Consider the following 17765-nt stretch of genomic DNA (forward strand, 5'->3'; position numbering starts at 1 on the left):
GACGGCCGACGGTACCGCGGGATTAACCCAATGATTGGGGTCTGGGGCCTGCGGCCCCAGCCGCCGGAGGCACTTTCACTTGCCGCCGCAGGCCAGCTTCATCTGAATGTCGATACGGCCTAAGGGCTATGACCCGCAGCCCTAAGCCGCTATAGCCCAGCCGCAACCCGTTCCCCGCCCTCGCAGGCCCCGTTCGAGGGCCATACCAACCGGAAAGACCAGTGACAGCGTGAGCCAGGAAAACCGCAACATGATCCTCGCCGTGCTGCTGTCGGCAGTGGTGCTGATCGGCTGGACGCTGATCAGTGACCGCTTCCTGCCGCAGTCCGAGCCGGCGGTGGAAACCCCGGCGACCGCGCCGCTGCCCGCCACGGCCGCAACCGCAACCGCGCCGGTGGCGACGCCGGGTGGCGCTGTTGCGCCCGCGCCCGCAGCGGCCGGCGTCCCGCTGCCGCCGGCGCGCCGCGCCGAGGTGCTGGCGCGCAGCCCGCGCCTGGTCATCGAGACGCCGCGCCTTCGGGGCTCGGTCAATCTCGTCGGCGCCCGCTTCGATGATCTGGTGCTGACCACCTACAAGCAGGTGCTCGGCGGCACCGAGCCGATCCGCCTGTTCAGCCCGTCGGGCACGCAGGATGCTTATTTCGCCCAGTTCGGCTGGTCCGGTGCCGGCGCCCCGCCGATCGACGCCCGCTGGACGCCCAACGCCGACAAGCTCACCCCCACCCAGCCGGTGACGCTGAGCTGGATGAGCCCCAACGGCCTGATCTTCGAGCAGCGGCTGGAGGTCGACAAGGATTTCCTGTTCACCGTCCGCCAGCGGGTGATCAACGCCGGTTCCCGCACCGTCGCCGTCCAGCCCTGGGGGCTGGTCTCGCGGCTCGGCGAAGGCGTCGAGAAGAACAGCTTCAACATGCATGTCGGCCCGCTCGGCGTGCTCGGCGGCACCTTGAAGGACAGCGGGCTCGATTATGAGTCGCTGCGTGACGATGGCGCCCAGCGCTTCGCCAGCACCGGCGGCTGGCTCGGCATGACCGAGAAATACTGGCTCGCCGCGCTGGTCCCGGACCAGACCCGCAAGCTCCAGGCCAATTTCGCCGCCGCTTCGGGAAATCTCTATCAGGTCGATTATCTCGGTGAGCCGCTTGCCGTCCCCGCCGGCGGCAGCGCCGAGACGCTGCAGCGGCTGTTCGCCGGCGCCAAGGAAGTGCCGCTGCTCGATCGGTATCGTGACCAGTTCGGCATCCCGCGCCTCGATCGCGCTGTCAGCTGGGGCTGGTTCGAGGTCATCGCCCAGCCGATCTTCCGCCTGCTCGATTGGCTGTTCCGGATGACCGGCAATTTCGGCGTGGCGATCATCATCCTGACGATCATCGTCCGCGCCGCGCTGTTCCCGATCGCCAACAAGCAATATGAGAGCATGGCCAAGATGCGCATCGTCGCGCCGCGGATGAAGGCCATCCAGGAGCGCAACAAGGACGACAAGCTCAAGGCCCAGCAGGAAATGATGGCGCTGTACAAGGCGGAGAAGGTCAATCCGCTCGCCGGCTGCCTGCCGCTGGTGCTGCAGATCCCGATCTTCTACGCGCTCTACAAGACGCTGCTGGTCTCCACCGAAATGCGCCACCAGCCGTTCTTCCTGTGGATCAAGGACCTGTCGGCGCCCGATCCGGTCACCCCGCTCAACCTGTTCGGGCTGATCGACTGGCAGCCGCCGTCGCTGATCGCCATCGGCGTGCTGCCGATCCTGCTCGGCGTCACCATGTGGCTCCAGCAGCGGATGAACCCGACCCCGCTCGATCCCGTGCAGAAGCAGGTCTTCGCGATCATGCCCTGGATGTTCATGTTCATCATGGCGCCGTTCGCCGCCGGGCTGCAGCTCTACTGGACCGTCAACAACCTCGTCTCGATCGGCCAGCAATGGTATATGCTGCGCAAGTTCCCGATGCCGGCAACGCCGCCGGCGGACGCCACGACCGGCCCGCTGCTCTCCGACAAGCCGCCGCTCAAGTCGGCAAACGTCAAGTCGGCAAAGGCCCCGTCCGATGGCCTGCCGCCCAAGCCGCGCGGCCCCCGTTCGCGTCCGCGCGCCAAATGACGAGCGAAAGCCATGATCTGGAGACGGCGCGGCGGCGCTTCGCCGGGCCGGTCGAGTTCATCCTCTCGGCCCCGGCGCTCGAATTCCTGCCGCCGCCCTCGGCGCCGGAAATCGCCTTTGCCGGCCGCTCGAACGTCGGCAAATCGTCGCTGCTCAATGCGCTGACCGGCCGTGCCGGGCTGGCCCGGGCCAGCACCACGCCGGGCCGCACCCAGGAGCTGAACGTCTTCGATGTCGGCGAGCCCCGCGCCTTCCGGCTGATCGACATGCCCGGCTATGGCTATGCCAAGGCGCCCAAGGACATCGTCCGCCAGTGGCAGGCGCTGGTCTTCGATTATCTGCGCGGCCGCGCCGTGCTCAAGCGGGTGCTGCTGCTGATCGATTCGCGCCACGGACTGAAGCCGGTCGATCATGAGGTGATGGGGTTGCTCGACAAGGCGGCGGTCAGCTATCAACTGGTGCTGACCAAGGCCGACAAAATCAAGCCGAGCGAACTCGAAAAAGTGCTCGAGGAGACGGTGGCGGCGGCCCGGGCGCGCTCGGCGGCGTTTCCGCAGGTGCTGGCAACCTCGGCCGAGAAGGGCGACGGCATCGCCGAGCTGCGGCTGGCGGTGATGACGGCGGGAGAACGCTCATGAAGCTGATCATTGCCAATCGCGCCTACAGCAGCTGGTCGCTGCGCGGCTGGCTGGCGGCCAAGCTGTCCGGCCTGCCCTTCGCCACCGAGGTGGTGCCGATGGACACGCCCGAATGGCAGGCGCGGCTCGCGGCCGGCGACATGCCCTCGGGAAAGGTGCCGGTGCTCTGGGATGGCGGCGAGCCGATCTGGGACAGTCTGGCGATCCTGCTCTGGCTGTCCAACAAGGGCCATCATGACCGGTTCTGGCCGCGCGAGCCGCACGCCCGGGCGCTCTGCTATGCGATGTCGGCCGAGATGCACGCCGGCTTCCAGGCGCTGCGCAGCGCCTGCCCGATGAACCTGCGGCTGCGCTTCCCCGATTTCCAGCCCTCGCCCGAGGTGCTGGCCGATGTGGCGCGGATCGACGCGTTATGGAGCGCGGCGCGGACCCGGTTCGGCGAGGAACTGGACGAGCCCTGGCTGTTCGGCCATTTCAGCGCCGCCGATGTGATGTTCGCGCCCATCGTCTACCGGCTGGCCCATTATCACCTGCCGCTGAGCGACACGGCGCAGTCCTATGTCGACGCCATGCTCGCCCATCCCTGGATGGTCGAATGGCAGGAGGCCGCCCGCGCCGAGGATTTCGTCCTCGATCGCTATGTCACCGATGGCGGGGTGCCGGCATGACCGCGCGTCGATGGCCCGCCATCGTCGCCGTGGCGACATTGGTCTGTGCGCTCATCGTGCTGCTCGCCGGCCCGCTGATGAGCAGCGGCATCGTCAGCTGGCAACTCGGTCTGGCCAGCTTCGCGCTGGCGGCGCTGGCCTGCGGCGCCGGCGTGCTGGCCTTGGTGGTGGCGATGTTCAAGCGGCTGGGCAGCCCGCTGGTGCGCGCCGCGGCCATTGCCGGCCTGTTCGGCGCCGGCATTCCGGCCTCGATCGTGCTCAGCGCCGGCGGCGCGCCGGGCATCCATGACATCAGCACCGATCTCGCCGAGCCGCCGGCGTTCGTGGCGATCACCCCCGCGCTTCGCGGGCCGGACAGCAACCCGGTCAGCTATGATCCGGCCAATATCCCCGAGCAGCAGGCCGCCTATCCGCTGGTGCGGCCGATCACGCTCGCCTTGCCGCCGGCGCAGGCCTTCGTCCGCGCCGAAAAGGCCGCCCGCGATCTCGGCTGGACCATCGTCTCGGCCGATCCTGCCGGCCTGCGCATCGAGGCGACCGACACCGTGCCCTGGTGGGGGTTCAAGGACGATGTCGTCATCCGCCTGCGCCCCGATGCGGTCGGCACGCGGATCGATGTCCGCTCCAAGTCGCGCGTCGGCCAGGGCGATCTCGGCGTCAACGCCGATCGGATCAGCCGCTATCTGCAGCGGGTAAGCCGTGGTTGATGCGGTCGCGCTGGCCCAGGCGCTGATCCGTTGCCCGAGCGTCACCCCGGAGGATGCAGGCGCTCAGACCGTGCTGGCGGGTGCGCTGGAGGCGCTGGGCTTCACCGTCCACCACGTCCGCCTCGGTGAGGCGCCCGATGGCCCGGTCGACAATCTCGTCGCCACCATCGGGGACGGCCATCCGCACTTCGCCTTTGCCGGCCATACCGATGTCGTGCCGACGGGTGACCAGGACGGCTGGAGCGTGCCGCCGTTCGAGGCAGTGATCGCCGATGGCCAGCTGGTCGGCCGCGGCGCCAACGACATGAAGGGCGCGATCGCCGCCATGGTCGCGGCGGCCGAGCGGCACGTGGCGCGCGGCGCCCCCGGCCGGCTGACCTTCATCATCACCGGCGACGAGGAAGGCCCGGCCCAGTTCGGCACCGCCCCGCTGCTCGACTGGATGGAGGCCCGCGGACTGGTGCCCGATTTCTGCCTGGTCGGCGAGCCGACCTCGGCCCGGGTGCTCGGCGACATGATCAAGATCGGCCGGCGCGGTTCCTTGAACGCCTGGCTCACTGTGCGCGGTGCCCAGGGCCATGTCGCCTATCCGGACCGGGCGCTCAACCCGATCACCGCGCTGGTCGCCATCCTCGCCGAACTGAAGGGCCGCGTGCTCGATACCGGCAATGCCTGGTTCCAGCCCTCCAACCTCGAAGTCACCGACCTCGCCGTCGGCAACCCGGCCACCAACATGATCCCGGCGCTCGCCCGCGCCCGGCTCAACATCCGCTTCAACGATGACCACACCGGCGCCGCACTCAGCGCCTGGATCCATGAGGTCGTCGCCCGCCACGCCGCCAGCGTCGATGTCGATGTCCGGATATCGGGCGAGGCCTTCCTCACCGAGCCCGGCGCCCTGTCGTCGCTGGTGGCCGGGGCGGTGCAGGCCGTGACCGGGCAGGTGCCCGAGCTGTCGACGACCGGCGGCTCGTCGGACGCACGCTTCATCCGGCGGCTGTGTCCGGTGGTCGAATTCGGGCTTCCCGGCCAGTCGATGCACAAGATGGACGAGCAGGCGGCGGTTTCGGACATCGTCATGCTCGCCGATGTGTACGATATGGTCCTGAAACAGGCGGTTTCCTGACCCGAAAGGGCTGGTTTCTGTCCCGTTCTGAGCTATTCTGACCCCGATACAGGGAGACAGACAGCTATGCGTGGCCTCACTTTCCTCACTTTCGCCGCCCTCGGCCTGACGCTGGCCGCCTGCGGCCAGAACAAGCGGGAGGCCGAAGCCGACCTCGCCGCCAAGCAGGCCGCCACCGCGCCCGAGCCCGCGCCGCTCGAGCCGGCCCCGCCGACCGAGACCATGACGCCGTCCGAAGCCGCGCCGCTCGGCGCCTCCGAGCCGGTCACTCAGGACCCGCCGGAAGCCCGCGACATCGCCGACCCCGAACCCGTAGCCAACTGATCAGACGTCGCTTCCCGGGGGCACATAGCGGCTCTCGAGGAACCGGCGCTGGATCTGCACGGCGTCGCGGTCCGCCTGCGAGAGCTGCTCGGAGGCCCGGGCCAGCTCGCCTTCGACGATGGCGAGGCCGGAGACCAGCGACGCCTCCAGGTCGGCATTGCGCTGGCTGGCCGGCACGCGGGTGTAGCGGTCGACCAGTTCGGGCAGGTGGCGCTTGAGCAGCCGGTCGAGGTCCTGCGCCACCTCGCTGGCGGCCGGCACGGCAGCCAGCTGGGTGTCCAGCACCATCAGCTGCTCGCTGATCGCATCGAGGCGCGGCGCGGCGAGCGCCGGCAGCGCCGGACGGCGCTGGTCCAGCCATTGCTCGGTGGCGGCGGGAAGCGCGGCCGGGCTGGCCTCGTCGAGCTTGGGCGCCGCCGCGGCCGGGGACCAGAACAGCGCCGTGAGCACGGCCAGGATGCCGAGCAGCACGGCGAGGACCAGCACGGTGGTGCCGATCGGGCCGATGATCAGCCCCCAGAGGATCAGGCCGAGGATCAGCGCCCCGGCGATGGCCGTGGAGCGGACCAGCCGGCGCTTGACGCTGGCGGCGGCGCGCTGGCGGCGGCGGCTGCGCGCCCGGCTGCCGGCCTCGCCGCGCGCCAGCCGGTCGAGCCGGGCGGCGTTGCGGGCGATGACGTCGTCCGGGTCGGCCATCAGCTCAGGGCATCGAACGGCGAGGTGGCGCTCTTGTTCTGCAGCTGCGCCTGCGCCTGGCCTTCGGCCCGGGCGATATAGGCACGGCTCTTCTCGACCTCACCCGACAGCGAGTTGACCGTGGTCTTCATCGAATCGAGCGCCTTCAGCTTGAAGCTGTCGACCGCATCCATCGTCTCGTAGATGTTCTGGAAGGCGCGCTGCAGCGTTTCCAGCGGGATGGTACTGGAGGCGGCCTGCTCATGGATGCGCGCGGTGTTCGACTTGAGCAGCTCGCCGGTCGCGTCGATGATGCCGGCGGTGGTGGTGTTGAGCGCGGTGATCTGGTCCAGCACCAGGCGCTGGTTGGTCAGCGCCTGGGCGACGGTGACGGCGGTGCGCAGCGCGGCGACGGTGGTGGTGCTGGCGCGGTCGACGCCCTTCACCAGCTCGATATTGTTCTTCTTGACCAGATCGAGCGCCAGATAGCCCTGGACGCTGACCGCCAGCTGGGTCAGCAAATCCTGGGTGCGCTGGCGGGTCTGGAACAGTGCCGTCTCGCGGATCGCCTTGGCCTTGGGCGCGTCCGAATAGTCGAGCTCACCCGCCTTTTCCTCGAGCCGGGCGTCGAGCGTCTTCGAGACATGGACCATCTGCTCGAGCTTGCCCATCGCCTCCCAGAGCTTGCTGCGTTCCTGGTCGATGGCGGCATTGTCGTGGAGCAGTTCGTCCTTGCCGTCCTTTAGTCGGGCGAGGATGGCCGAGATGTTCGACTGGGCGGACTTGTAGCTGTCGAAATAGCCGCGCAGCTTGTTGCCGCCGAAGGGGATCAGCCCGAACAGCTTCTTGCGGCTGAGCAGATTTCCCTTGCGGCTGGGATCGAGATCCTCGACCGTCGAGCGCAGCGCGGTGAGGTCGGCGCCGATGCCATTGTCCTTGTCCATGGCGCGGACCGGGCGATCGAGGAAGCGGTTGGACTGGCCGGCGGCCTCGGCGATCTCGCGGGCGCCGAGATTGGTCAGGGCATCGACCTTCTTGCCGAACTCGGGGCTGGCGGCATCCTCGGCGACCAGCGCCTCGATGAAGGCCTCGACCCGCTTGTCCAGCTCGGCGGTCTGCTCCGGCTTCAAGGGCACCAGCCCGGCGGCCTTGGCCGGGGTGACGATTGAAACCGGCGCCGGGGCTTCGAGCGTGATCGGTGTGTCCTCGGCCATTGCGCGCTCCTGATTGTTCAACCGGCCTTCTACCACTGCGATACGGCCCGCTCTACTCTGTCGGGACGAAGGCAGCGCTATTCAAGGGCAAGGCTATTCCTTGGCGAAGGCGGCGACGATCTCCAGACGGACCTCGTCCGAGACCATCGGGATCGCCGTGGTGATGCCGAAATCGCTGCGACGGATGCTGGTCCGGGCCTGGAAGCCGACATTCTCCTTGCCGCCCATCTGCGCGGGCATGGTGCCGGCGCCGTAGAAGCGGACGTTGAGGGTGACCGGGCGGGTGACGTTGTTGAGGGTGAAATTGCCGGTGACGGCGGCGGTGACGCCGTCGATCTTGATGTTGGTGGCGACAAAGCGGGCGGGGGCCGGCGACGGGCCGAAGAAGTCCGGCTTGCCGCCATTGGCCGCGGCGCGGAGCAGATGCTCGGTGAGGCCGGGGCTGGCAGTGGTCACCTTGGCGACCGGGATGGTGATGTCGACCTTGCTGGCAGCGGGGTTGCCACGTTCGAGCACCAACGTGCCGGTGACGTCCCCGAACAGGCCCGTGTACGGCGTGATGCCGAGGTGATCGACTTCCCAGCGGACCAGAGTGTGGTCGCTGTCCACCTTGTAGCTGCCGCCGGTGACGGCGGCGGGATCGGGCTTGCCGGGCGCTGCCGGGGCCTGAGCCAGCGCGGGCGCGGCGAGGGGCGCCGTCAGAAAAAGGGCGACGGCGAGGGCTTTGGCGAGGCTGGACATGGGGGCTCCGTTGAAGGTGTATCGCCCTCATTTTGGGGGCGCCGCGCTGCAACCGCAACTGCTTTGGTACGGCTTTGGCGGGACTCTGGCGGCGGCGGGGGCTTTTCTTTTGGGCGCGCGGCGCTTATGTGGGACCAATGATCACCTTTGGTCTCCTCCTGCGACTTACGCGCCCTCGGGCGCGCTGACGGCGCTGTGCCCGGACGGGCGGCAGCGCGCCGCGCCCGGGGGATGTTTCGCACCAGACAGCAACATCAGGATGATGACAGGGTTTTACCATGACCGACCAGATCAGGATTTTCGACACCACGCTGCGTGACGGCGAGCAATCGCCGGGCTGCTCGATGAATCTCGAGGAAAAGCTGAAAGTAGCCGCCCAGCTGGAAGCAATGGGCGTCGATATCATCGAGGCCGGCTTTGCCATCGCCTCCGAAGGTGATTTCGAGGCCGTGCAGGCCGTCGCCCGCCAGTGCGACACCGCCATTGTCGCCAGCCTGGCACGCGCCGCCATTGCCGATATCGAGCGCGCCTGGGCCGCGGTGAAAGTGGGGCGCAACCCGCGCATCCACACCTTCATCGCCACCTCGCCGCTGCACATGCGGGCCAAGCTGAACAAGACGCCCGAGGAAGTGATCGACGCCATCGCCAGGTCAGTGGGCCATGCCCGCAACCTGTGCGGCGATGTCGAATGGTCGGCCGAGGATGCGACCCGCAGCGACCCGGACTTCCTGTGCCGGGCCGTGGAAACGGCGATTGCCGCCGGGGCAACGACGATCAACCTGCCCGATACCGTCGGCTATGCGACGCCCGAGACCTACGGCGCGATGTTCCGCGACGTCATCAACCGCGTGCCCAACGCCGACAAGGCGATGTTCTCCACCCATTGCCACAATGACCTGGGGCTGGCGGTGGCCAACACGCTGGCGGCGATCATGGCCGGTGCCCGGCAGGTCGAGGCGACGGTCAACGGTATCGGCGAACGGGCCGGCAATGCCGCGCTGGAGGAAATCGCCATGGCGATCCGCGTGCGCCACGACGTGCTGCCGGTGCGGACCGGAATCGTCTCGACCGAGATCACCCGCGCCTCGCGGCTGGTCAGCGGCATCACCGGCATGGCCGTACAGGCCAACAAGGCCGTGGTCGGCGCCAATGCCTTTGCCCATGAGAGCGGCATCCACCAGGACGGGATGCTGAAGGACAGCAGCACCTATGAGATCATGACGCCGGAAAGCGTCGGCCAGGGCGCGACCAATTTGGTGCTGGGCAAGCATTCGGGGCGCGCGGCGTTCCGGCAGAAACTGGGTCAGATGGGCTACAACCTGTCCGACAACGAATTTGCCGATGTGTTCAAGCGCTTCAAGGACCTGGCCGATGCCAAGAAGCAGGTCTACGACGAAGATATCGTCGCGCTGGTCGATGACCAGGTGCTGCGCGGGCATGACCGTATCCAGGTCGTCGAGGCTGAAGTCCATTGCGGCTCGACCGGGCCGGCACGGGCGATCCTGACCCTGTCCGTCGACGGTGAGGTGAAGACCGCCGCCACCCGGGGCAATGGCCCGGTCGACGCGGTGTTCAACGCCATCCGCAGCTTGGTCCCGCATGAGGATTCAGTGCTGCAGCTGTACCAGGTCCATGCGGTCACCGCCGGCACCGATGCCCAGGCCGAGGTCAGCGTCGTGCTGGCCGAGGACGGGCGGACAGTGCGCGGCACCGGCGCCCATACCGATACGCTGGTGGCCTCGGCACGCGCCTATGTGAACGCGCTCAACAAGCTGATGGTGAAGCGCGGCCGGTCGGCGCTGGCGGCGACAGCCTGAGGAAGCAGGATGCCTCCGGCGGCCGGGGCCTCGGCCCCGGACCCCCAAGAATTGGGGTTAGGGGGTTGGGCGGTATCGGCAGTCGGCCACCGGCCCCAACTATAGCCTCCGGCGGCTGGGGCCGCAGGCCCCAGACCCCGATAATCAGACCTCCGCAATGCGACGGCAGCAGGGTCTTTGACTCAACCGAATTAATTGGGGTCTGGGGCCTGCGGCCCCAGCCGCCGGAGGCACTTTCTCTTAGCGCCGGAGGCGCCTTTCCCTACTCGACCGCGGCAAGCGCCGCCATGACGCCCGAGCTGGCCGCGGCTTCCATGCCGCGCTGGTCGGTGGAGGTGTGTTCGCCGGCGAAGAAGAGGCGGCCTTCCGGTGTGGCGAGGTGTGGGCCGAGGCGGCGGGGCTGGCCGGGGGCGTGGATGGCCCAGGCGCCGCCGGCGAGCGGGTCGTCGAGCCAGGCCTGGTAGTGGAGGGCGGTGAGCTGGCCTTTGGCGGCGGGGCGCAGGCCTTCGATGGCGGCGATGGTGCTGGCCATGGCGGCTGCTGGTCCCATGGCTTTCCAGCGGGTGGCGAGGGCGCCGCGACCATGGACGGCGAAGCCGTTGATCGGCTGGGCGGGGTCTTCGCCGAAGGGGCTGGCGAGCACCCAGCCGGCGTTGCTGTTGGTCCACATGCCGGGGCTGAGCCCGTCCTCGCGCCAGAAGGGGGTGCGGGACTGGAGGAAGATGATCGAGATGGCCTGGTAGCCGAGGCGGGTGACGGCTTCGGCCTTGGCCGGGGACAGGGGCGGATCGAAGGCGATGTGGCGGAGTGCGGGCAGGGGGGCGCTGACGATGATGCGGTCGGCGGTGAGGGTCTGGCCGCTGGCGGTGGTCAGGCTGGCGCCGCTGGCGGTCTGGCGGACGGCGCGGACGGCGGTGTTGAGCCGGACCGGTTCGGCGAGCTTGGCGGCGAGGCCTTCGGGCAGGCGCTGGTTGCCGCCGGCGACCGCATATTGGGCGGTGCCCATTGCGCGCTGGCGGGCGAGCCAGCCCTGGATGAAGGCGATGTGCCGCGCCGAGGCGGTGGCGGCGCTGTTGCCATAGGCGGGCGAGGTGTCCCAGGCGAGCTGGATCGCTGCCGGGGTGAAGCCCTTGGCGGCGAGCCAGTCGGCGACCGAGGCATCGGGGGCGGGGTCGGTGGGGTCGATCCAGCGTTCGGGGTCGCTTACGATCGGGTGGTCGGCGATGGCCATGACGCCGGCCTCGATCGGGGTGTAATTGCGGAAGGCGTCGGGGAAGGGGTTGTCGGGGTGGGTGGGCCAGGCGTCCCGGGCGATCGGCTGGCCGTTGATGACGAGGCTTTGCGGCGGGCTGCGGCGGAGCTGGGGGGTGATGTCCGTCATGGTGACACCGGCGGTGGCGGCGGCGGAGAGGGCGGCGCCATAGCCGTCCGAGAAGGTGTTGGCGCCGGCTTCCGGGCGGCCGGGCAGGTCATCGAGTGTGTAGATGCGGCCGCCGATGCGGGCGCGCGCCTCGACGACGAGGACGCGGGCGCCCTGCTGCTGTGCGGTAAGCGCGGCGGTGAGGCCGGACAGGCCGGCGCCGATGACGATGAGATCGAAATCATGGCGGCGGGCGCTGGTGCGGGCGAGCGCGGGGGCGGCGAGGAGGGCCGCGCCGGCGAGGAGGTGGCGGCGGGAGAGCAGGCTGGTCATGCTGGGCGGCCCTTCGACGAGATGGGGTCGTTGTGGTGTAACGGACGGCGGGGGACTATAAATCGGCGCGTTGTGGCCGCCAGATGGTCAGCTGCGCTGCGGTTGGGCGATGATTGGACGAGTCTGGCCTATGACAGTTGTCATGGTCTGAGGTTCGGCTTTGCGAGGCAGGGGCAATGACGTTCGACGTTGATGGCGCGGCGCTGGTCGCCTTGTGATGCGCTTCTTGAACCTTTTAATGGCGCTTTTTCTGGTGCCGGTGGCGCTGTCGGCCGGGGCCGCCGCCGAGCCGAGGCTGTCGTTCGCGGCGCTGGAGGCGGCGCATGCCGAGCCGGGGTCGCGATTTGCCGATGTCGATGGGGTTCGGCTGCATTATGTCGATGAAGGGCCCAATGAGGGCCGTGTCGATGGCCGGGCGCCGGTGATCGTGCTGCTTAATGCTTCCTATCTCAACCTGTCGTCCTGGGCGGGCGTGGCGGCGCGGCTGAAGGCCGGGCACCGGGTGATCCGGATGGACTTTCCGACCGTGGGGCTGAGCCAGGCCTTGCGCGACGAGGCGCTGGATATACGGGCGTTCGAGGGCCAGGTGCTGGGGCTGATGGACCGGCTGGGGGTGGCGAAGGCGACGCTGGTCGGTACGTCGTCGGGCGCGATCGTGGCTTTTCGCGTGGCGTCCGAGCATCCGGAGCGGTTCGAACGGCTGGTGCTGCTGAATGCGGCCGGGCTGCCGCGGACGGCGGCGACCGATCCGCTGCGGCAGCGGCCACGGTTGCCGGGGGCACCGGCGCCGGGGAGCCGGGCCTTCTGGGACGAGAGTTTGCGGGCGAATTTTTCCGATCCGGCGCGGGTGCGCGAGGATTTTGTCAGCCAGGTGTATGACTGGAGCCGGCGCGAGGGGGTCGAGCGCGAGGGGCAGGTGTTCCTGAAAACATTCGGCACCGGTGATCCGAAGGGCGTGCTGGGGCGGATCAGCCTGCCGACGTTGATTCTCTGGGGGGAGAAGGGGACGACGCTGTCTCATCTCGAGGCGGAGGTGTTCGGCTTCTGGTTGACGGGTGCGCCGCGGATGATCCGCAAATATGCCGATGCCGGCCATTATCCGCAGGTGGAGCAGCCGGCGATGGTGGCCGAGGATATTGCGGCCTTTGTTGGCGGCAAACTCGACGCGGGACTGCTGCCCGCGTCGGCGGCGCCGGCGAGGACGTTGGCCGAGGTGCCGTTCTGGCAGCGGACGCAGGGGTATTGGACCGGGCTGAGCATGTACAACAGCCTGAAGGAAGGGCCTTCTGCCGACCAGTCCGAGAGCCTCACCGAGACGCGGGTGGACGGCGAGCGGATGACCGACACCGAATATCGCTATTATCCGCCGGGCGAACGGACCCGGAAGATGAGCGGCGTGGCGCTGGCCGAGGGCGAGGGGCTGGAGGTGGTGCGCGTGCTCGAGGGGCGGATGGCCGATGGCTCGGGGCGGGTGGTGATGGCGCCGCAGACCGGTGGCCAATATGCGGGCAAGCAGGTGGTGGTGGCGCCGCTGGGGCCGGACACGGCGATGATGACGGTGGCAGCGCCGGGCGGGCCGGAGAGCTACCGCATCCATATCGATGCGACGGCGCCCGACCGGCGGCTGCGGATGGTGATCGGGCTGCAGGGGCCCGACGAACCGGGGGCGCTGCGGGCGGTGGCGGCGATCCGCGAGCGCCGGATCAGTGCCGACGAGATGGCAGCGATGCGGCGCGAGATGCGGGCGCGGTTCAAGGTGGGGGCGGTGCTGACGCTGGGGGTGGATGGCATGCCGGTCGTGTCCCGGCCCTGAGGGGTTGCGTTATGGGGCGGGAGCCGGCATAGGCCCTGCTCCCGTCCGTGAACCGGTGGGAAGAAGCAAGCCGGAGGGGCGTTCGCATGGTGCGGCGTCAGCGATCGGTCGGGAGAATGAGACCATGCCGTTTTACGAGCATGTCTTCCTCGCGCGGCAGGATCTGGCCACAGGCCAGGTCGAGGCGCTGACGGAAGGCTTTACCAAGGTATTGACCGATGGGGAGGGCCGCGTGGCCACCCAGGAATATTGGGGCCTGCGCAGCCTCGCCTATCGCATCGCGAAGAACCGCAAGGCGCATTATGTGATGCTGGTGATCGACGCCCCGGCGGCCGCCGTGGCCGAGATGGAGCGCCAGGTCGGTCTCAACGAAGACGTGATCCGCCACATGACCGTGCGCATCGATGCGCTGCCGACCGAAGGCAGCGCGATGACCCGTCGCGGCGAGCGCGAAGGCGGCCGTGGCGAGCGTGATGGCCGTGGTGGTGATCGGGGCGACCGTGGTGACCGGGGCGGTGACCGTGGTGACCGGGGCGATCGCGGTGGTGACCGTGGTGGTGACCGGGGCGGCGAGCGTTCCGGCCGGGGCGACCGCCCCGCCCGCGCTGCGATTTAAGGAGGCCAGAGATGGGACGTCCGTTTTTCCGCCGGCGCAAGAGCTGCCCGTTTTCCGGGGCCAATGCGCCTGTCATCGACTACAAGGATGTGCGGCTGCTGCAGGGTTTTGTCTCCGAGCGGGGCAAGATCGTACCGGCACGCATCACCGCCGTTTCCGGCAAGAAGCAGCGCGAACTGGCCAAGGCCATCAAGCGCGCCCGCCATCTGGGGCTCCTGCCCTATCTGGTGAAGTGAGGGAGAGCAGACCATGGATGTGATCCTGCTTGAGCGCGTCGAAAAGCTCGGCGCCATTGGCGATGTGGTGTCGGTGAAGACCGGCTTCGCACGCAACTATCTGCTGCCGCGCGGCAAGGCGCTGCGCGCCACCGAAGGCAACCGCCAGCGGTTCGAGGCCGACCGTGCCCGGATCGAAGCCGAGAACGCCAAGCGTCGCGATATCGCGCGCTCGGACGCCAAGGACATCGAGGGCGTGTCGGTGGTGCTGATCCGCCAGGCGTCGAACTCGGGCCAGCTGTTCGGCTCGGCCGCGACGCGCGACATCGCCGAGGCGCTGACCGCCGATGGCCACAAGGTCAACCGGACCCAGGTCGTCCTCGACAAGCCGATCAAGACGCTCGGCCTGCACGACGTCAAGGTGGCGCTGCACCCCGAAGTGGTGGTGGCGATCAAGGTCAATGTCGCCCGCTCGCCGGAAGAGGCCGAGCTGCAGGCGAAGGGCGTGGACGTGACGGTCGACCAGTTCGACCGCCAGGAAAGCGGCTTCACCGAGGACTTCGACCCCAATGCCGAGCCGGGTATCCCCGGCGAGGCCCCGGCGCCGGCGCCGGCAGCCGAGGCCCCTGCGGCCGCGGCGGAAGACACCGAAGAAGCCTGAGCGTCAGCCAGGACATGAAAGGGGCCGCGCCACCGCAAGGAGGCGCGGCCCTTTTCTTGTCTGGCAGCTTGACCCTGTCGCCCGGCTCGGCCAGTTGAAGGCATGACCGACGAGACCCCGCCTCCCGAAGCCACCCCCGAAGCAATGCCTGACGCCGAAGCGCCCGGCGGCACCCCGCCCGACCGGCTCTGCGCCTCGCCGCGCAGCCAATTTTATGATGCGGCGCTGCTCGAACGCGGCGTGGGGATCATCTTCAACGGCAATGAGCGCACCAATGTCGACGAATATTGCGTGTCCGAGGGCTGGGTGAAGGTCGTCGCCGGCAACAGCCGGGACCGGTTCGGCCAGCCGCTGACGATCAAGCTCAAGGGCGATGTGAAGCCCTATTTCAAGAGCTGAGCCGGGGACGCGCGCAACCGCCGCTTGCGTCCTTTCCGGCTTTGCGTTGTTAACGGGGCATGGTGGATCTTTTCGGCAGTGATGGGGCCAGTGACGGGCGTGGCGCGCTGGACGCGCCGCTGGCCGAACGGCTGCGGCCGCGCGTGCTGGATGAGGTGCTGGGGCAGGCGCATCTGACCGGACCGGACGGTGCCATCGGGCGGATGGTCAAGGCCGGGCGGCTCTCCAGCCTGATCTTCTGGGGGCCGCCGGGGACGGGCAAGACCTCGATCGCCCGGCTGCTGGCCGATGCGGTGGGGATGCGTTTCGTCGGCGTGTCGGCGGTGTTTACCGGCGTGGCCGAACTGAAGGCGATTTTTGCCGAGGCGCGGATGCAGGCGTCGCGGGGCGTGCGCACCTTGCTGTTCGTCGACGAAATTCATCGGTTCAACCGGGCGCAGCAGGATGGGTTTCTGGGACCGGTCGAGGCCGGCGATGTCGTGCTGGTGGGGGCGACGACCGAGAATCCGAGCTTTGCGCTGAATGCGGCGATCCTGAGCCGGGCGCAGGTGCTGGTGGTCAAGCGGCTCGACGAGCCGGCGCTGGCGGCACTGCTCGACAGGGTCGAGGCGGACCTGGGGAGCGGGTTGCCGATGACCGCCGAGGCGCGGGCGGCGCTGCTGGCCGGCGCCGATGGCGACGGGCGGTTCCTGCTGGGGCAGGTGGAGACGCTGCTGGCCGCCAATCCTGTGGAGCCGCTGGGGCCGGAGGCGCTCGGGGCGCTGCTGCAGCGGCGGATGCCGGTCTATGACAAGGACCAGGACGGGCATTACGGGCTGATCTCGGCGCTGCACAAGTCGCTGCGGGGGTCCGACCCCGATGCGGCGCTCTACTGGCTGGCGCGGATGCTGGTGGCGGGCGAGGAGCCGCTGTATCTGTTGCGGCGGCTGGTGCGCTTTGCCTCCGAGGATGTTGGGCTCGCCGATCCGCAGGCGCTGGTGATCTGCATGTCGGCGGTCGAGGCCTATCAGATGCTCGGGTCGCCGGAGGGGGAGTTGGCGATCGTCGAGGCGTGCCTGTATCTGGCGACGGCGCCCAAATCCAACGCCGCCTATAAGGCCGAGAAGGCGGCGAAGGTGCTGGCGCGGGCGACGGGATCGCTGGCGCCGCCCGACCATATCCTCAATGCGCCGACCAAGCTGATGAAGACCATGGGGCGGGGCAAGGGCTATGAATATGACCATGACGCGCCCGACGGTTTTTCGGCGGCCGATTACTGGCCCGAGGGGATGAAGGCCGAGGCGCTTTATGTGCCCAGCCCGCGCGGTCTGGAGGCGAAGCTGGGCGAGCGGCTGGCGGAATGGAACCGGCGGCGGGCGGCGCGGCGGACGGACGGGTGAGGTTCGACCGGTTCGTCGGCATCGACTGGTCGGGGGCGCGGGGGGACCGGCATCCGGGGGTACAGGTGGCGATGTGCGAGGGCGACGGCCCGGTGCGGCTGGTGGTGCCGGGGGGCGGAATTTGGTCGCGGCAGGGCGTGCTTGATTGGCTGGGCGCGCTTTCCGGCGACGTGCTCGTGGGCATGGATGCGGGGTTCGGCTTTGCGCCGGCGCCGGGATTCGAAGGGCCGGCGCGGCGGCTGTGGGCCGAGATCGACGCGGTATGCGCCGACGAGATCGACCTGGGTGGCCATGCCTTTGTGGCGCATCGGCGCGAGGCGTTCTGGATGGGGGCGGCGGACGGGCCGCGCAGCGCGCGGGCGCATCTGCGGCTGTGCGAGCGGGTCTATGCCGAGCGGCGGTTGGGGGTGCCGACGTCGAACTTCGTGCTGCTCGGCGCCAGTCAGGTCGGCAAGGCGTCGTTGAGTGCGATGCGGCTGCTGCACCGGCTGGGTTGGGCGGTGTGGCCGTTCGATCCGTTGCCGGCCAGCGGCCCGGTGATCTGCGAGATCTATTGCCAGGCCTTCGCGCGGATGGCGGGGGTGCGCGGCAAGCTGCGGACGCGCGCGGTACTGGCGCCGGCGCTGGCGCATTTCGGCGCGGCGGTGCCCGACGGGCTGGGCGATAGTTTTGCCGATCATGTCGGCGACGCGCTGGTGACGGCGGCGGGATTGCGCCGGATCGCGCATCAGCCGCAATGGTGGGCACCGGCCGGGCTGACGCCGGCGCTGGCGGTCAGCGAGGGGTGGACCTTTGGCGTTGGCTAAGGCGGGGATTTGGCTTTAGGGAGAGCGGATGCTTGCCGCCGTGCCTCCTGTCCTGCTTGTCGCCCTTGGGGGCGGCGTGGGGGCGGCATTGCGCTGGTTGCTCGGGCAATGGGCAACGGCGACACTGGGCGCGGCGTTCCCCTGGGGGACGTGGATCATCAACCTGTCCGGCAGCTTC

General features: G+C 69.0%; 18 protein-coding genes. 14 read left to right on the plus strand and 4 right to left on the minus strand.

The genetic code is table 11. From position 1 onward, the window contains the following. Positions 1 to 229 precede the first annotated feature (229 nt). The 6 genes from yidC to ACTIFJ_RS11990 all read left to right on the plus strand — a co-directional run bounded on the left by yidC (position 230) and on the right by ACTIFJ_RS11990 (position 5558). A complete protein-coding gene (gene yidC, locus ACTIFJ_RS11965; protein ID WP_439534339.1) occupies positions 230 to 2095 on the plus strand; it encodes a membrane protein insertase YidC in 1866 nt (621 codons plus the stop codon). Beyond that, positions 2092 to 2733, plus strand: coding sequence for a ribosome biogenesis GTP-binding protein YihA/YsxC (gene yihA / locus ACTIFJ_RS11970; RefSeq protein WP_439534340.1), 642 nt, complete (start codon positions 2092 to 2094; stop codon positions 2731 to 2733). The genes yidC and yihA overlap by 4 nt, the downstream gene beginning before the upstream one ends. Further along, positions 2730 to 3401 (plus strand): glutathione S-transferase family protein, encoded by a 672-nt coding sequence (locus ACTIFJ_RS11975; protein ID WP_439534341.1) that lies wholly within the window; start codon positions 2730 to 2732, stop codon positions 3399 to 3401. Before yihA ends, ACTIFJ_RS11975 begins: the two co-directional genes overlap by 4 nt. Further along, positions 3398 to 4108, plus strand: coding sequence for a DUF1499 domain-containing protein (locus tag ACTIFJ_RS11980; RefSeq protein ID WP_439534342.1), 711 nt, complete (start codon positions 3398 to 3400; stop codon positions 4106 to 4108). Before ACTIFJ_RS11975 ends, ACTIFJ_RS11980 begins: the two co-directional genes overlap by 4 nt. Further along, on the plus strand, positions 4101 to 5234 hold the full coding sequence (gene dapE, locus ACTIFJ_RS11985) for a succinyl-diaminopimelate desuccinylase (protein ID WP_439534343.1): 1134 nt from the start codon (positions 4101 to 4103) through the stop codon (positions 5232 to 5234). The genes ACTIFJ_RS11980 and dapE overlap by 8 nt, the downstream gene beginning before the upstream one ends. Before the next feature lie 66 nt (positions 5235 to 5300). Then, positions 5301 to 5558: a hypothetical protein gene (locus tag ACTIFJ_RS11990; RefSeq protein WP_439534344.1), complete on the plus strand. Its 258-nt coding sequence runs from the start codon at positions 5301 to 5303 to the stop codon at positions 5556 to 5558. On the opposite strand, the gene ACTIFJ_RS11995 is transcribed toward ACTIFJ_RS11990, so the two are convergent. The 3 genes from ACTIFJ_RS11995 to ACTIFJ_RS12005 all read right to left on the minus strand — a co-directional run bounded on the left by ACTIFJ_RS11995 (position 5559) and on the right by ACTIFJ_RS12005 (position 8188). Next, positions 5559 to 6254, minus strand: a complete 696-nt coding sequence (locus ACTIFJ_RS11995; RefSeq protein WP_439534345.1) for a hypothetical protein — start codon at positions 6252 to 6254, stop codon at positions 5559 to 5561. Then, on the minus strand, positions 6254 to 7447 hold the full coding sequence (locus tag ACTIFJ_RS12000; RefSeq protein WP_439534346.1) for a toxic anion resistance protein: 1194 nt from the start codon (positions 7445 to 7447) through the stop codon (positions 6254 to 6256). The genes ACTIFJ_RS11995 and ACTIFJ_RS12000 overlap by 1 nt, the downstream gene beginning before the upstream one ends. A 93-nt stretch (positions 7448 to 7540) precedes the next feature. After that, positions 7541 to 8188, minus strand: coding sequence for a YceI family protein (locus tag ACTIFJ_RS12005; RefSeq protein WP_439534347.1), 648 nt, complete (start codon positions 8186 to 8188; stop codon positions 7541 to 7543). Positions 8189 to 8466: 278 nt separating this feature from the next. Here ACTIFJ_RS12005 and ACTIFJ_RS12010 point away from each other — a divergent pair, with 278 nt between their 5' ends. Beyond that, on the plus strand, positions 8467 to 10005 hold the full coding sequence (locus ACTIFJ_RS12010; RefSeq protein ID WP_439534348.1) for a 2-isopropylmalate synthase: 1539 nt from the start codon (positions 8467 to 8469) through the stop codon (positions 10003 to 10005). Between the two features lie 262 nt (positions 10006 to 10267). On the opposite strand, the gene ACTIFJ_RS12015 is transcribed toward ACTIFJ_RS12010, so the two are convergent. Then, entirely contained in the window at positions 10268 to 11698 is a 1431-nt protein-coding gene (locus tag ACTIFJ_RS12015) for a flavin monoamine oxidase family protein (protein WP_439534349.1), read from the minus strand. Between the two features lie 238 nt (positions 11699 to 11936). On the opposite strand from ACTIFJ_RS12015, the gene ACTIFJ_RS12020 reads away from it, so the two are divergent. The 7 genes from ACTIFJ_RS12020 (at position 11937) to ACTIFJ_RS12050 (ending at position 17587) form a co-directional block, all read left to right on the plus strand. Continuing rightward, positions 11937 to 13511, plus strand: coding sequence for an alpha/beta fold hydrolase (locus ACTIFJ_RS12020; RefSeq protein WP_439534350.1), 1575 nt, complete (start codon positions 11937 to 11939; stop codon positions 13509 to 13511). 124 nt (positions 13512 to 13635) lie between these two features. Next, positions 13636 to 14127 (plus strand): 30S ribosomal protein S6, encoded by a 492-nt coding sequence (rpsF, locus tag ACTIFJ_RS12025; protein WP_439534351.1) that lies wholly within the window; start codon positions 13636 to 13638, stop codon positions 14125 to 14127. An 11-nt stretch (positions 14128 to 14138) separates the two neighbouring features. Next, positions 14139 to 14363: a 30S ribosomal protein S18 gene (gene rpsR / locus ACTIFJ_RS12030; protein ID WP_439534352.1), complete on the plus strand. Its 225-nt coding sequence runs from the start codon at positions 14139 to 14141 to the stop codon at positions 14361 to 14363. Positions 14364 to 14376: 13 nt separating this feature from the next. Continuing rightward, a complete protein-coding gene (gene rplI, locus ACTIFJ_RS12035; protein ID WP_439534353.1) occupies positions 14377 to 15003 on the plus strand; it encodes a 50S ribosomal protein L9 in 627 nt (208 codons plus the stop codon). A 102-nt stretch (positions 15004 to 15105) separates the two neighbouring features. Then, positions 15106 to 15402 (plus strand): DUF3297 family protein, encoded by a 297-nt coding sequence (locus ACTIFJ_RS12040; RefSeq protein WP_439534354.1) that lies wholly within the window; start codon positions 15106 to 15108, stop codon positions 15400 to 15402. A 59-nt stretch (positions 15403 to 15461) separates the two neighbouring features. After that, positions 15462 to 16781 (plus strand): replication-associated recombination protein A, encoded by a 1320-nt coding sequence (locus tag ACTIFJ_RS12045; protein WP_439534355.1) that lies wholly within the window; start codon positions 15462 to 15464, stop codon positions 16779 to 16781. After that, the gene (locus ACTIFJ_RS12050) at positions 16742 to 17587 is read left to right on the plus strand and encodes a hypothetical protein (protein ID WP_439534356.1); all 846 of its coding nucleotides are present in this window, start codon (positions 16742 to 16744) and stop codon (positions 17585 to 17587) included. Before ACTIFJ_RS12045 ends, ACTIFJ_RS12050 begins: the two co-directional genes overlap by 40 nt. Positions 17588 to 17765: the final 178 nt, after the last annotated feature.

Source organism: Polymorphobacter sp. (assembly GCF_051860865.1).
Taxonomy (GTDB): domain Bacteria; phylum Pseudomonadota; class Alphaproteobacteria; order Sphingomonadales; family Sphingomonadaceae; genus Sandarakinorhabdus.

What these genes read in the sequence shown, in the direction of transcription:
- ACTIFJ_RS11980 (WP_439534342.1), top strand. Translation starts at nt 3,398, where the DNA reads ATGACCGCGCGTCGATGGCCCGCCATCGTCGCCGTGGCGACATTGGTC.
- yihA (WP_439534340.1), top strand. Translation starts at nt 2,092, where the DNA reads ATGACGAGCGAAAGCCATGATCTGGAGACGGCGCGGCGGCGCTTCGCC.
- ACTIFJ_RS12020 (WP_439534350.1), top strand. Translation starts at nt 11,937, where the DNA reads ATGGCGCTTTTTCTGGTGCCGGTGGCGCTGTCGGCCGGGGCCGCCGCC.
- ACTIFJ_RS11975 (WP_439534341.1), top strand. Translation starts at nt 2,730, where the DNA reads ATGAAGCTGATCATTGCCAATCGCGCCTACAGCAGCTGGTCGCTGCGC.
- ACTIFJ_RS12015 (WP_439534349.1), bottom strand. Translation starts at nt 11,698, where the DNA reads ATGACCAGCCTGCTCTCCCGCCGCCACCTCCTCGCCGGCGCGGCCCTC.
- ACTIFJ_RS12010 (WP_439534348.1), top strand. Translation starts at nt 8,467, where the DNA reads ATGACCGACCAGATCAGGATTTTCGACACCACGCTGCGTGACGGCGAG.
- ACTIFJ_RS12000 (WP_439534346.1), bottom strand. Translation starts at nt 7,447, where the DNA reads ATGGCCGAGGACACACCGATCACGCTCGAAGCCCCGGCGCCGGTTTCA.
- ACTIFJ_RS12045 (WP_439534355.1), top strand. Translation starts at nt 15,462, where the DNA reads ATGGTGGATCTTTTCGGCAGTGATGGGGCCAGTGACGGGCGTGGCGCG.
- rplI (WP_439534353.1), top strand. Translation starts at nt 14,377, where the DNA reads ATGGATGTGATCCTGCTTGAGCGCGTCGAAAAGCTCGGCGCCATTGGC.
- ACTIFJ_RS12050 (WP_439534356.1), top strand. Translation starts at nt 16,742, where the DNA reads ATGGAACCGGCGGCGGGCGGCGCGGCGGACGGACGGGTGAGGTTCGAC.
- ACTIFJ_RS11995 (WP_439534345.1), bottom strand. Translation starts at nt 6,254, where the DNA reads ATGGCCGACCCGGACGACGTCATCGCCCGCAACGCCGCCCGGCTCGAC.
- ACTIFJ_RS12005 (WP_439534347.1), bottom strand. Translation starts at nt 8,188, where the DNA reads ATGTCCAGCCTCGCCAAAGCCCTCGCCGTCGCCCTTTTTCTGACGGCG.
- ACTIFJ_RS11990 (WP_439534344.1), top strand. Translation starts at nt 5,301, where the DNA reads ATGCGTGGCCTCACTTTCCTCACTTTCGCCGCCCTCGGCCTGACGCTG.
- ACTIFJ_RS12040 (WP_439534354.1), top strand. Translation starts at nt 15,106, where the DNA reads ATGACCGACGAGACCCCGCCTCCCGAAGCCACCCCCGAAGCAATGCCT.
- rpsF (WP_439534351.1), top strand. Translation starts at nt 13,636, where the DNA reads ATGCCGTTTTACGAGCATGTCTTCCTCGCGCGGCAGGATCTGGCCACA.
- rpsR (WP_439534352.1), top strand. Translation starts at nt 14,139, where the DNA reads ATGGGACGTCCGTTTTTCCGCCGGCGCAAGAGCTGCCCGTTTTCCGGG.